Below are 12,513 nucleotides of genomic sequence, written 5' to 3' on the forward strand. Positions count from 1 at the left end.
ATGTCGACCAGCACCTACCGTCCGAAGACGATCAGCTCCGGCGTCCGCATCTCGGCGGTCCGGACGCCGCGCAAGGTCGCGCTGCGCGGCGACTTCGACCCGATGACCTATGCCACGGTGGTCGACCGCATCAACCGCGTCGCCAACCTCGCCCGCGACGGGCTCGGCCTGCGGCCGGGCGACCATGTCGCGATGATGTGCGGAAACCGGCCGCAATTCATCGAGATCACGCTCGGCATCGCCGATGCCGGCTGCGCCACGGCGATGATCAGCCCGTTCTCGACCCGCTTCGAGGCCGCCTACATCGCCAATGACAGCCGGGCGCGAGTGATCTTCGTCGATCCCGACTACGAGGACGTGATCCGCGAAGCCGAGTTCGAGCACGCGCCGGTGATCATCGTGCTGGACGCGCGCTACGAGGCGCTGCTGGCGAAGGCGTCGAGTGCGGAGCCAACGGTTCCGGTGGATTCGGGCGACATCTTCTGCATCCCCTACACCTCGGGCACCACCGGCAAGCCGAAGGGCGTCCTCCTCTCCCACCGCTCCCGCGTCGACCACATGACCATGGTGCTTGGCGCCTTCCAGGGCGGCTACAACACGACCTGCCGGACGCTCGCCTTCACGCCCTTCTTCAACGGCGCCGGCTTCATCGCCGCGCTCGTGCCGATCTGGTTCGGCGGCGACTGCCGCATCATGCGCAAATACGATCCGGAGGAGCTGCTGCACTGGCTGGAGGCCGACCGGATCAACAACATGTTCACGGTGCCGACCCACTTCCACGGCCTGTTCAAGCTCGACGAGAGCGTGCTGCGCCGTGCCGACACCTCGTCGCTGAAGGTCATCAACTCCAACGCCGCCGCCCTGCCGCACGCGACGAAGGAGCGGATCATCGACTATTTCGGCGAGGGCATCCTCTTCGACAGCTACGGCGCGACGGAGACGGGCGGCGCCACGACGATCCGCCCCGAGGAGCACATGCGCAAGATCTCCTCGGTCGGCCAGGCCAATCCCGGCGCCGAAATCCGCATCGTCGATGCCGACTGGCAGCCGGTCGAGAACGGCAAGCCGGGCCGCGTGGCGATCCGCAACAGCTGGCTCTTCTCCGGCTACTGGAACCGGCCGGAGGCGACGGAGGCGGCCGTGCGCGACGGATGGGTCAGCGTCGGCGACCTCGGCTTCCTCGACGAGGACAACTTCCTCTACATCGTCGACCGCGAGACCAACACGATCATCTCCGGCGGGCAAAACATCTTCCCGCGCGAGATCGAGGACGTGCTCTACGGCCATCCCGCCGTCGCCGAGGTGGCGATCGTCGGCAAGCCGGACGACTACTGGGGCGAGGCCGTGATCGGCTTCGTCGTGCCCCGCCCCGGCGTGTCCCGGCCGAGCCTGGAGGAGCTGCGCGCCTTCTGCGAAAAGCGACTCGCCCGCTACAAGCTGCCGAAGGAAATCCGCTTCGTCTCCGAACTGCCGAAGAACGGCACCGGCAAGATCATGCATCGCACGCTCCGCGACCAGCTGATCGCCGAAGCGAAGGGACGGACGCCGGGATGAGACGCGGCTACCTGCGGGTCGGAGACCGCCACGTCCACTACCGCCGGACCGGACATGGCCCGGCGGTCATCCTGCTGCACGCCTCGCCGGTCTCCGGCGCGATGTTCCTCGAACAGCTCGAAGTGTTCGGCCGGCACTTCGACGCCATCGCCATCGACACGCCGGGCTACGGCCTGTCGACGCCGCTCGACCACCCGAAACCCGAGGTCGCCGACTATGCCGACGCGGTCGTCGAGACCATGGACGCGCTCGGCCTCGACCGCGCCATCCTCTATGGTCGGCACACCGGCGCCTCGATCGCGGTCGAGACCGCGCGCCGGCATCCGAGCCGCGTGGCGCTCGCGCTCTGCGACGGCTATCCGGTGTTCACGCCGGGCGAGAGCGAGCGCTACCTCACCCAGTATCTGGTACCCGTCGAACCGAAATGGGACGGAAGCCACCTCGCCTTCTGGTGGCTGCGCTATCGCGACCAGCACGTGTTCTGGCCCTGGGACCTCCAGGAGACGGCCTATCGCGCCGACACCGACCTCCCCGACGTCGACTTCCTGCATCGCGGCTTCACCCAGATCATGATGGCCGGCGACGGCTATCGCACCGCCTATGCGGCGGCCTTCCGGCACGATTCCATCCCGGCGCTGCAGGAGACGCGCGCGCCGGTGATTCTGACTGCACGGCCGGGCGACAGCCTCTACGCCGCCTTCGCGACTGTCCCGGAGCTGCATCCCAAGCGCGAACTGCCGCGCGACACGGTCGAGGCCGCCCATGCCGAGGTGGCGATCATGCAGACGGTCCCGGCCTCCGCCGGTCCCGAACCCGGCTCCCCTTCATGGCGAGACGCGCAGCCGGGCGGCCGCTTCATGCTGCCCTGCGGCGAGGGCACGCTCCACGCCCGCGTCTTCGGCACGCCCGACGGACGGCTGCCGCTGGTCGTCGTCGCGCCGCTGCCCGGCGGCATCGGCGGCATCGGGAACGACCTCTCCGACATCGCACGCTCGTGGCCCGTCCTCGCGATCGAGGCACCCGGTCAGGCCGACAGCGAGACCGGCGACCCCGGCTCGATCGTGACGTCCGCCGCCTGGATCCGGCAGGCCCTCGATGCCTTCGGCTGCCCCCTCCGCGCGGTGCTGGGCTGGGAAGGCTCGGCGGCTCTCGCCCTGGAGATCGCGGCGGCCACCGGCGCGACCGCCTTCCTCGTCGATCCGCCGGCGGTGCCGCCTGCCCTCCGAAGCGAATTCCTCGATCGCTACACCGCCGACCTGACGCCGCATGTCGATGGACGCCATGTCCCCGTCGCTTGGAACCTCGTCCGCGACGAACGTCTCTGGGCGCCCTTCTACGATCGGGTTCGCTCCGCCGCGCTGCCGTCGGTGAGCGGTCTCGACGCCGCCCTGCTGCACAGGAAGGCCGTCGACCTCTTCAAGCAGCCGACCATGCTCGCTCCTGCGCTCGCCCAGCTGTGGCGCTACCCTCTCGCCGAAAGGCTGGCGGAGCGGCGGGCCGACACGATCGTCTTCGCCATGCCGCAGGACCGCTTCGCCAGGCTCTGCGTCGACGGCATTGCCCGGCATGAGGCAGACGGCTTCGCCAGCCTCGGCGCCGTGATCGCCGCGACGCTGTCGGATAGGCCGGCATGAGCCTTTCCGAGGACGACGTCGCCGGGATCGCGGCCCGGCTTTCGCCAGGTTCGGTCAGCATCGAGCCGGAGCAGCGCGCGGCCCTGTCGATGGACGTCTTCGAATGGCCGGACGAACGACCGGCCGACGTCGTCCTGTCGCCCGTCGACGTCGACGGCGTGCAAGCGGCAGTTGCCTGGGCGGCGGACCGGAGCATGGTGATCGCGCCGCGTGGCAGCGGCATGTCCTACACGCGGGGCTTCCAGCCGCAGGCCGAGCGGGTCGCGCTGATCGACCTTCGCGCCTTGCGCAGGATCCGCCACCTGTCCCCCGAGAACCGGCTCGTCGTCGTGGAGGCCGGCGCCACGTGGCTCGATCTCGACGGCGCCCTGCAGCCATACGGGCTGAAGCCGGCGCTCGCCGGGCCGATCTCGGGCGCGGTCTCCACGATCGGCGGCGCGGTGTCGCAGAACATGCCGGCCGGCATGCATCACGTGCTCGGCCTCGAACTCGTGATGGCCGACGGCAGCCTCGTCACCACCGGCGCGCTGGCGCGCCCTGGCTCTCCCGGCGCGCTGCGCGCCAGCGGCCCCGATCTCACCGGCCTCTTCATCGGCGATTGCGGCGCGCTGGCCGTCAAGACGGCGATCGCCCTGCGCCTGGTGCCCCGCGCCGCGGCGTACGAATGCGCCTCCTTCGGCTTCGGTGACGCGACGTCGCTGGCCGAAGCCATGGCCGCCGTCCAGGCGCGCGACACCAGCGTGGCCCTGATGGGGCTCGCCAACCGCAGCGTGCGCGACCAGGCCGCCGCAGCCAGTCTCGGCGAAGCGATCTCGATGCTGCGCGGCACGGTGACGGGCGCTTCGTCCTTGCTGCAGGGCGTCGGCCGCGCCGTACGCCTGGCGCTGCGGGGCGTCGGCCGCAGCGACCTGCCCTGGGGGCTCCACCTCACCGCGGAAGCGGGCAGTCCGGCCACCGCCCGCGCGATGCTCGCCGAGGCGGTGGCGGCGGTGCCGTCGCATGCCGCGCCGATGCCGCCCACCATCCCGCTGGCCATGCTGTCGCGTCCCTACTCCGTGCGCGGCATGCTCGGCCCGAAGGGCGAACGCTGGGCGCCCGTGCATGGCATCCTGCCGCTCGGCCGCATCGCCGGCGCGACGCGCGCGATCGATCGCTTTTTCGCCGATGCTCGGCCGCGCATGGAGGCGGAAGGCCTCTCGCATTCGATGATGTTCTCGGCACAGGACACGAGCGTCCTTGTCGAGCCGATGATCTACTGGCCGGACAGCCTGCGACTGGTCCACACGAGCGCGCTGAAGCCCGAAATCGTCGGGCGTTTCGCCGGCAATCCGCAGAACCCGCCGGCCCGGGCCCTCGCCCGCGAGATTCGCCGCGGCCTGCTCGAAATCCTCCTGCAGGAAGGCGCGATGATGGCGCAGCTCGGCCGCTACTATCCCTACGAGGCCCTGGCCGAGGAGCCGGCGCGGCGGCTTGCCCGCGCGATCAAGGACGTGGTTGATCCGAACTGCGTCCTGAACCCCGGCGCGCTGGGCTGGGAGCGCCGATGATGGAGCTGTCGACGGTCGGCGACGTGCTGCGGCGCAACGCCGCCGCGCATCCGGACAAGACGGCCTTCGTCTTCGGCGACACCCGCGTCAGCTTCGCCGGGCATCTCGCCCGCGCCGAACAGGTCGCCCGCGCCATCGCCGCGGCCGGCGTTTCGCCACAGGACCGCGTGGCGGTGATGTCGCGCAACACGCGCGCCTTCATGGAGGTCTATGCCGGGGCGGAATTGTCCGGCTACATCGTCGCCACGGTGAACTTCCGCCTCGCCGCGCCGGAGGTGCAGCGCATCGTCTCCATCGCCCGGCCCCGCATCCTGTTCTACGAGACGGCCTTCGAGCCGGTGGTCGAGACGCTGGTCGGCAGCGGCGTGCAGCTGTTCGTCGCCATCGGCGGCGAGCCGGCGGCCTGGGCCGTGTCCTACGAGGATTTCGTCGCGACCGCCGATCCGGCGCAGCCGCTCGCCTCTCCCGACATTGACGACATCCTGCACCTGATCTTCACCAGCGGCAGCACCGGCACGCCGAAGGGCGTGATGCGCTCGCATCGCACCGAACTCGCCGTCTGCGACTACTTCGCCACCGAGATCGAGATGCAGCCGGACGACCGCCTGCTGCTAATGATGCCGGTCTTCCACGTCGGCCACCGCTTCATGCAGCTCGGCGGGCATTTCCGGGCGGCGGAGGTCCACGTCCAGGCGGATTTCAGTCCGCGCGCCATCCTCGATACCATCGAGCGCGAGCGGATCACCATCACCCATCTCGCCCCGACCATGGTCAAGGCGCTGCTCGACGTGCCGGGCGTCGACGCGCGGGACTTCGGTTCGCTGAAGACCATCGTCTATTCCGGCGCCCCGATGCCTGTGCCGCATCTGGAGCAGGGCCTGCGGGTCTTCGGCGACGTCTTCCTGCAGCTCTACGGCATGTCGGAGGGCAGCGCCACGACGCTGCACCGTCACGAGCATCGCATCGCGACCGCGCAGGACCGCAGCCGCCTCGCCTCCGTCGGCCGCGCCTCGCGCGGCGTCGTCCTCAGGATCGCCGACAGGGCCGACCGGCCCGTCCCCGCCGGCGAAGTCGGCGAGGTGCAGCTGCGGGCGCCGACCATCATGAAGGGCTACTGGAACGACAGCGAGGCGACCGTGGCGGCGCTGCGTGGCGGCTGGTACCACACCGGCGACATGGGGCGGCTGGACGAGGACGGCTATCTCCACCTCGTCGACCGCGCCAAGGACATGATCATCTCCGGCGGCGAGAACATCTATTCGCGCGAGGTGGAGACCGCCATCGCCTCCCATCCCATGGTCGAGGACGTGGCGGTGATCGGCTGTCCGGACGCCTATTGGGGGGAGATCGTGCTCGCCATCGTCGTTGCCCGCGATCCCGCTCTGTCGGCCGAGACCATCATCGCGCACTGCCGCAGCCGGATCGCCAGCTACAAGAAGCCGCGATCCGTCGTGTTCGCCACCGACCTGCCGCGCCTCGCCTCGGGAAAGGTCGACAAGGTCGCGCTACGCCGGCTGTATGGCCGCGGGGCAGATGCGGCGGCGGGCTCCGAAGGACCGTCCGCGACGGCTTGATGATGCGGTCGGACTGCCGCGCGGCACTCGGACCCGCTCGACCGGAGCGTTTCGCATCGAGTTCGATGGCACGCCGTCGCGGCGACCGCCGATGCCCGGCTGCTGCTGGTTACGGCGATCAGGTCGTCCCGGAGCCGATCTCCTCGTCGGCGCCCCCTGCAAGGGCCACGAAGGCGGCACCGGTGGCGGTGAAGATGCGTTCCTGTTGCGACCATTCCATGCCGATCCGATCGTAGAAGGCCTGCGCATTTGCGTTTCCGGCATCCACCGAGAGCCGCACATAGGCCCAGCCGCGGCGCTGCGCTTCGGCGGCCAGGTGCCGCAGGAGGGCTTCGCCGACGCCGCGGCCGCGGAGTGCCGGCGCCACGTAGAGATCCTGGACATAGGCGCCCGGCCTGCCTGTCCAGGTGGAGAAGCTGCGGAAGAACAGGCAGAGGCCGACGACGGCGCCTTCCGTTTCCGCCACCAGCGCCTCGAAGGCGGGATCGGCGCCGAAGCCGTGGCGACGGATGTCCTCGACCGTGCTGCGGACGCGGCCCGTCCCATCCACCGCTTCAGCGATGCCGTGCAGGGCCGCGTGGATCGCCTCGGCGTCCGACGCGACGGCAGCGCGGATGGCAATGGCCGACGGGGATGCAGCGGTCATGACACGAACTCGCGAGCGGATGGTGGATGGTGCCCGCTTCTAGCGGAGGCCGGCGCAGTGCCGCAACCGGCGCGTCGCCTCCTCCGGTCGAAGGTCGCTAGAGCCGGCGCAGCGCTTCGGCGAGATCGGACAGTCCGTCGATGACGAGGTCGGGCGCGAAGCTCTCGGCCGGCTCGGCGCCATAGCCGCCGCGCACGATGACGACCGGAAGTCCGGCCGCGCGCGCGGCCTCGACGTCGGCCGCGCCGTCACCCACCATGACCGCGCGGGATCGATCGGCGCCCAGCGCGTCGAGCGCGGCGTGGAGCATGTCGGGCGCAGGCTTCCTGGCGATGTGCGGCTCGGCGCCCTGCACCGCCGCAACGTGGCGGGAGAAGCCGTAATGATCGCAGATCGTCCGCGTGAAGGGCATCGGCTTGTTGGACACGACGGCGAGCCGGACACCCGCCAGGGCCAGCGTCTCCAGGCACGCGGACGCGCCGGGCAGCACCGTGGTGAGATTGACGAGATGGCGGCCGTAGATCGGCATCATCTCGGCCACCCGCGCCTCCAGCGCCTCCCCTGTAAGCGGGATGGAACGCGCCGCGAAGGCACGCAGCACCAGCGTCGAGACGCCGTGGCCGATCATGGCGCGCACCTCGTCGACGTGAAAGGGCGCCAGGCCGTGGCGGGCGAGCAGTTCGTTGGTCGCCGCGGCGATGTCGGGGACGGAATCGATCAGCGTCCCGTCGAGGTCGAACAGCACGGCCTCCGGCAGGCTGCCCGCGGAACGGCCCTCGAGGGGCCGAGCCAGGTCCGCCGGGCTCATGCGGCCCGCTTCGTCGCGCCGTCCGAGGCGGCGCGGATGGCGGCGATGTTGGCGCCATAGGCGGCTTCGCTCCCGCCCTTGAACACCGCCGAACCGGCGACCAGCACGTTGGCGCCGGCCGCGGCGACCAGCGGCGCGGTGTCGACCGTGACGCCGCCGTCGATCTCGATGTCGATCGGACGCGAACCGATCATCGCCTTGACGCGCGCCACCTTGTCGACCACGGCCGGGATGAAGGCCTGGCCGCCGAAACCGGGGTTCACCGTCATCAGAAGCACGAGGTCGAGCCGGTCGAGCACGTATTCGATCACGCTCTCGGGCGTCGACGGGTTGAGCGAGACGCCGGCCTTCTTGCCGAGGTCGCGGATCGCCTGCAGCGAACGGTCGAGATGCTTCGTCGCCTCGGCATGCACCGTGATGACGTCGCAGCCCGCATCCGCAAAGGCCGCGAGATAGCCATCGACGGGCTCGATCATCAGGTGGCAGTCGAAGACCTTCTGCGTGCGGTTGCGAACCGCCTTGATCAGCGGCGGGCCGAAGGTGATGTTGGGCACGAAATGCCCGTCCATGACGTCGAGATGGATCCAGTCCGCGCCCGCCCGGTCGATCGCCTCGATCTCCTCGCCGATGCGCGAGAAGTCCGCCGAGAGGATGGAGGGAGCGATGATGGTCCTGGTCATGACGCGAAACCCCGCCTGCGCGGGCTCCGTTGATCGTTTCGCGGGCTCAATGGCCGCAACGGCGCGACAAATCAAGCGCCATCCGCGCCTGCGCAACCGGACGATCGGAAAGACTCAGCGGTCGAGGATCAGCATGTCCGACGTCGAGAAGCTGATCTCGGCCGTCTCGCCGGCCACCGGCGGCGGGCTGGCGGGACTGTTGAAGGTGTCGAGCGACAGCAGCGCGTCGCCGACGGCCACGCGCACGCGGATGACGGAGCCCAGGAAGCTCACCTCGCGGATGGTCCCCGTCACCAGACCGTCGCGGCCCTCGCGGCGGCCGAGCGCGATCGCTTCCGGCCGCAGCGCCAGAGACACCGTCTCGCCGGCCTTGCGGGCGGCCACGCGGTTACCCACCGAAATCGTGCCTCCCGCAATGGTGACGGCCCCGGTTGCCGGATCGGTGACCCTACCCTCGACGACGTTCAATGTCCCGACGAAGCCGGCCACGAAGCGCGTGGCGGGCCGGTTGTAGATCTCGAAGGGCGTGCCGACCTGCTCGGCGCGGCCATTGTACATGACCACGATGCGGTCCGACATCGACAGCGCTTCCTCCTGGTCGTGCGTGACGAAGATGGTGGTGATGCCGAGTTCCTTCTGGATGGCACGGATCTCCTCGCGCAGCGAGACGCGCACCTTGGCGTCGAGCGCCGACAGCGGTTCGTCGAGGAGCAGGACCTGCGGCCGCGCCGCCATGGCGCGGGCCAGCGCCACGCGCTGCTGCTGGCCGCCGGAGAGCTGGTAGGGATAGCGGCTGCCGAAATCCTGCAGCTTGATGAGCTCGAGCATCTCGCCCACGCGCGAGCGAATCTCGGCCGCCGGCTTGCCCGCGACCTTCAGGCCGAAGCCGATGTTTCCAGCAACCGTCATGTTGGGAAACAGCGCATAGGCCTGGAACACCATGCCGATGTTGCGCTGATTGGGCTTCAGCGCCGTCACGTCCCGGCCGCCGATGTTCACCGTTCCGGCGCTCGGCTCCTCGAAACCGGCGACGATGCGGAGCATCGTCGTCTTGCCGCAGCCCGAGGGGCCGAGGAAGGAGACGAACTCGCCCTGCCGGACGTCGAGATTGAACTCCTGCACGACGACGGTCGTGCCGAAAGCCTTGCGCACCTGCCGGATGGAGAGGAACGGATCGGACATGGGACCTCGGTTTCCTTAGTGCGGCTGTGCGGGGGGGCGCGGCGCGAAGCGCGAGACGACCTGGATCAGCGCCATACAGCCCCAGGTGATGGCGAAGGCGATGACGGCGAGCGCGGCCGGCTCGTAGGCGCGGTTGGCGCCGATGAGCTGGAGATAGGGCCCGAAGGCCGGCCGGTTGAGCAGCGCCGCCATCACGAACTCGCCGATGACGATGGCAAACGTCAGGAACGCGCCCGACAGCACCGCGACGAAGACGTTGGGCAGGATGACGCGCCACATGATGGTGATCCAGCCTGCGCCGAGGCTCTGTGCGGCCTCCGTCAGCGTGCCGACGTCGATGGCCCTGAGCCCGGTGTCGACGGCGCGGTACATGTAGGGCAGCGACAGCACCACGTAGCCGAACATCAAAAGGACGTTGGTGCCCATGGCGGTTCCGGTGAGCGGCAGCCAGGAGGACGTGTTGTAGAGGCGGATGTAGCCGAAGACGATGACGATGGGCGGGATCACCAGCGGCAGCAGCGTCACGAATTCCAGCACCGGCCGCCAGGACGGCAGCTTCAGCCGCACCCAGTAGGCGGTGGGCACGACGAGCAGGACGCCGACGACGATGGTAGCGAGCGCCATCATCACGGAATAGCCGAAAGTGGCCTGGAAGCGCGGGTCGAAGATCACCGCCTGGTAGGCGTCGAGGCTGTAGACCCCGCGCCGCATCTTCAGCGAGAACTCGAAGGTGCCGATCAGCGGCAGCAGGAAGTAGAGGACACCGATCGCCAGGAAGATCCAGGACCAGAAGCGGTTCGGCTTCATTTGATCCACCTTTCGCTGCGGGTCCGCAGCCAGATGTAGATGAAGTTCGCGATGCCGGTCACCACGATCATGCCGAAGGCCAGCGCGTAGCCGAGATGCGGATCCTGCAGCACGTCGCCGCGGATCTGGGCGAAGAGCAGGATCGGCACGATCGACAGCGACGAGCCCGTCAGCGCATAGGCCGTCGCGACCGCGCCGAAGGCATTGGCGAAGAGCAGCGCGAAGGTGCCGAGCAGCGTCGGCCAAAGGATCGGCAGCGCCACCATGCGCCAGTACTGGAAGCCCGATGCGCCGAGAATCGACGCTGCCTCGCGCCATTCGCGGCGCATGCCGTCGAGCGCGGGCGTCACGATCAGCACCATCAGCGGGATCTGGAAGAACAGGTAGGTAAGGGTCAGCCCCCCGAAGGACAGGATGTTGAAGCCGTAGGCGTAGATGTTGATCCCGAACCAGTCGCGCAGGACGAGCGTCACCAGCCCGAGCCGGCCGAAGGTGGACAGGAAGGCGAAGGCGAGCGGCACGCCGGCGAAGTTCGACGCCACGCCCGAGAAGGTGAGGACCGGCGAGCGCACCCAGGACGGAAGGCCGCCGAGCACGATCGCCCAGGCGAGCAGGAAACCGACCACGCAGCCGAGAAAGGCCGAAGCGACGCTGATGCGGATCGAGATCCAGTAGGCCGACAGGATCGACGGCTGGAACAGGTTGGCGACGTTGGCGAGCGTGAACTCGCCGGCCGGATTGCGAAAGGCGCCGGTGACGATCTGCAGTGTCGGAAGGATGAGGAAGAGGACGGCGAAAGCGACGAAGGGAACGACGCCGACCCAAGCGAAGGAGAGCTTCGGCCGATGGGCTGGCGGCGCGGCGGTGGCCGCGGCAGTCAAGTCGTTCATGCTTGGCCCGCCCCCGGGTTTCGCGTCTTCAGGGTGCGGTCTCCGCCGGGGCGGAGACCGCGCTCGATGTGGCTCGTGTGCCTTACTGAACGTTCGCGCCGACGACGCTGTCCCACTTGGACGTGATCACGCCCTTGGCCGCATTCTGCTCGTCCAGCGTCGGGAACACCGCCTTCTCGTAGGCTGCTGCCGGCGGCAGCGCGTCGAGGAGCTCCTGCGGAACGACGCCGCGGGCGACCATGTCGTTGAAGCGGATCGGGTGGCAGTAGCCCTTCAGCCAGCCGAGCTGGCCTTCGTCGGAATAGAGGTACTCCATCCACAGCTTGGCGGCATTCGGATGCGGCGCGTAGGCGCTGATCGCCTGCACGTAGACGCCGGCGACGACGCCCGACGCCGGCACGACGACCTCGACCGGCGGGTTGCCGTTGAGCGCGTCACGGCCCGACAGGGCGTTGTAGTCCCACCAGATCACGATCGGCGTGGCGCCCTGCGCCAGCGTGCCCGACTTGCCGATGGTCGGGACGAAATTGCCCGCCTTGTTGAGTTCGGCGAAGAAGTTGAGGCCGGCCTCGCCGGCAGCCTCGCCCGCCGCCGCACCGGTGGCGAGGCCAGCGGCATGCACGCCGAAGATCGCCTGGTTCGAGGCGCGCGGATCACCGGCAAGCGCGACGCTCGCGGCATATTCCGGCTTGAGCAGATCGGACCAGTCGGTCGGCAGCGTCTTGACGATGTCGGTGTTCACCGCGAACGACAGCACGCCGTAATAGTCGCCGTACCAGTGGCCGTCGGCGTCCTTGACGTTGTCGGGGATGGAGTCCCACGTCGAGACCTTGTAGGGCATCAGCAGACCCTCGGCCTGCGCCTGGGGACCGAAGGCCAGACCGATGTCGAGCACGTCCGGCGCCTGCGGACCCTTGTTGTCCTTGTTGGCGCGAACCGCCTCCAGTTCGTCGGCGGAGCCGGCATCCGGGTTCAGCTCGTTGACGGTGATCTCCGGATACTTCGCCTTGAAGCCGGCGATCACGTCGCCGTAGCCGCACCAGTCATGCGGCAGCGCGATGGTGGTGAGCATGCCCTCGGCCTTGGCGGCAGCTTCCAGCGCCGCGAGGTCCTGCGCCGACGAGATGGCCGTCGAGACCATCAGGAAGGCCGCAGTCATGGAAAGTGCTGTTCCCGTGCGTTTCATCATCT

General features: G+C 69.1%; 11 protein-coding genes. 4 read left to right on the forward strand and 7 right to left on the reverse strand.

Annotated features, from left to right (window positions below):
• From IAI54_RS16445 to IAI54_RS16460, 4 genes are read left to right on the forward strand one after another with little or no spacing between them, the layout of a single operon-like run.
• On the forward strand, positions 1–1,554 hold the full coding sequence (locus IAI54_RS16445) for a class I adenylate-forming enzyme family protein (RefSeq protein ID WP_187968228.1): 1,554 nt from the start codon (positions 1–3) through the stop codon (positions 1,552–1,554).
• Entirely contained in the window at positions 1,551–3,188 is a 1,638-nt protein-coding gene (locus tag IAI54_RS16450; RefSeq protein WP_187968229.1) for an alpha/beta fold hydrolase, read from the forward strand. The genes IAI54_RS16445 and IAI54_RS16450 overlap by 4 nt, the downstream gene beginning before the upstream one ends.
• The gene (locus tag IAI54_RS16455) at positions 3,185–4,735 is read left to right on the forward strand and encodes an FAD-binding oxidoreductase (protein ID WP_187968230.1); all 1,551 of its coding nucleotides are present in this window, start codon (positions 3,185–3,187) and stop codon (positions 4,733–4,735) included. The genes IAI54_RS16450 and IAI54_RS16455 overlap by 4 nt, the downstream gene beginning before the upstream one ends.
• Positions 4,732–6,309: a class I adenylate-forming enzyme family protein gene (locus tag IAI54_RS16460; RefSeq protein ID WP_187968231.1), complete on the forward strand. Its 1,578-nt coding sequence runs from the start codon at positions 4,732–4,734 to the stop codon at positions 6,307–6,309. The genes IAI54_RS16455 and IAI54_RS16460 overlap by 4 nt, the downstream gene beginning before the upstream one ends.
• Before the next feature lie 118 nt (positions 6,310–6,427).
• Here the strand turns inward: IAI54_RS16460 and IAI54_RS16465 are convergent, their stop codons facing one another.
• The 7 genes from IAI54_RS16465 to IAI54_RS16495 all read right to left on the reverse strand — a co-directional run bounded on the left by IAI54_RS16465 (position 6,428) and on the right by IAI54_RS16495 (position 12,511).
• A complete protein-coding gene (locus tag IAI54_RS16465; RefSeq protein ID WP_187968232.1) occupies positions 6,428–6,955 on the reverse strand; it encodes a GNAT family N-acetyltransferase in 528 nt (175 codons plus the stop codon).
• Between the two features lie 97 nt (positions 6,956–7,052).
• Entirely contained in the window at positions 7,053–7,763 is a 711-nt protein-coding gene (locus IAI54_RS16470; protein WP_187968233.1) for an HAD family hydrolase, read from the reverse strand.
• Positions 7,760–8,443 carry a ribulose-phosphate 3-epimerase gene (gene rpe / locus IAI54_RS16475; RefSeq protein ID WP_187968234.1) on the reverse strand — a complete coding sequence of 228 codons (684 nt, stop codon included), beginning with the start codon at positions 8,441–8,443 and terminating at the stop codon, positions 7,760–7,762. The genes IAI54_RS16470 and rpe overlap by 4 nt, the downstream gene beginning before the upstream one ends.
• A gap of 114 nt (positions 8,444–8,557) precedes the next feature.
• Entirely contained in the window at positions 8,558–9,625 is a 1,068-nt protein-coding gene (locus tag IAI54_RS16480; protein WP_187968235.1) for an ABC transporter ATP-binding protein, read from the reverse strand.
• Between the two features lie 15 nt (positions 9,626–9,640).
• A complete protein-coding gene (locus tag IAI54_RS16485; protein ID WP_187968236.1) occupies positions 9,641–10,432 on the reverse strand; it encodes an ABC transporter permease in 792 nt (263 codons plus the stop codon).
• Positions 10,429–11,322: an ABC transporter permease gene (locus IAI54_RS16490; protein WP_235679074.1), complete on the reverse strand. Its 894-nt coding sequence runs from the start codon at positions 11,320–11,322 to the stop codon at positions 10,429–10,431. The genes IAI54_RS16485 and IAI54_RS16490 overlap by 4 nt, the downstream gene beginning before the upstream one ends.
• A gap of 82 nt (positions 11,323–11,404) precedes the next feature.
• Complete coding sequence (locus IAI54_RS16495) at positions 11,405–12,511, reverse strand: ABC transporter substrate-binding protein (protein ID WP_187968237.1); 1,107 nt, start codon at positions 12,509–12,511, stop codon at positions 11,405–11,407.
• Positions 12,512–12,513 lie beyond the last annotated feature (2 nt).

Origin of the sequence: Aquibium microcysteis (assembly GCF_014495845.1) — a bacterium.
GTDB classification, from domain to species: Bacteria; Pseudomonadota; Alphaproteobacteria; order Rhizobiales; family Rhizobiaceae; genus Aquibium; species Aquibium microcysteis.

Excerpts from the sequence above, each read along its gene's own strand:
- IAI54_RS16445 (WP_187968228.1), top strand. The coding sequence starts at position 1 with ATGTCGACCAGCACCTACCGTCCGAAGACGATCAGCTCCGGCGTCCGC.
- IAI54_RS16450 (WP_187968229.1), top strand. The coding sequence starts at position 1,551 with ATGAGACGCGGCTACCTGCGGGTCGGAGACCGCCACGTCCACTACCGC.
- IAI54_RS16455 (WP_187968230.1), top strand. The coding sequence starts at position 3,185 with ATGAGCCTTTCCGAGGACGACGTCGCCGGGATCGCGGCCCGGCTTTCG.
- IAI54_RS16460 (WP_187968231.1), top strand. The coding sequence starts at position 4,732 with ATGATGGAGCTGTCGACGGTCGGCGACGTGCTGCGGCGCAACGCCGCC.
- IAI54_RS16465 (WP_187968232.1), bottom strand. The coding sequence starts at position 6,955 with ATGACCGCTGCATCCCCGTCGGCCATTGCCATCCGCGCTGCCGTCGCG.
- IAI54_RS16470 (WP_187968233.1), bottom strand. The coding sequence starts at position 7,763 with ATGAGCCCGGCGGACCTGGCTCGGCCCCTCGAGGGCCGTTCCGCGGGC.
- rpe (WP_187968234.1), bottom strand. The coding sequence starts at position 8,443 with ATGACCAGGACCATCATCGCTCCCTCCATCCTCTCGGCGGACTTCTCG.
- IAI54_RS16480 (WP_187968235.1), bottom strand. The coding sequence starts at position 9,625 with ATGTCCGATCCGTTCCTCTCCATCCGGCAGGTGCGCAAGGCTTTCGGC.
- IAI54_RS16485 (WP_187968236.1), bottom strand. The coding sequence starts at position 10,432 with ATGAAGCCGAACCGCTTCTGGTCCTGGATCTTCCTGGCGATCGGTGTC.
- IAI54_RS16490 (WP_235679074.1), bottom strand. The coding sequence starts at position 11,322 with ATGAACGACTTGACTGCCGCGGCCACCGCCGCGCCGCCAGCCCATCGG.
- IAI54_RS16495 (WP_187968237.1), bottom strand. The coding sequence starts at position 12,511 with ATGATGAAACGCACGGGAACAGCACTTTCCATGACTGCGGCCTTCCTG.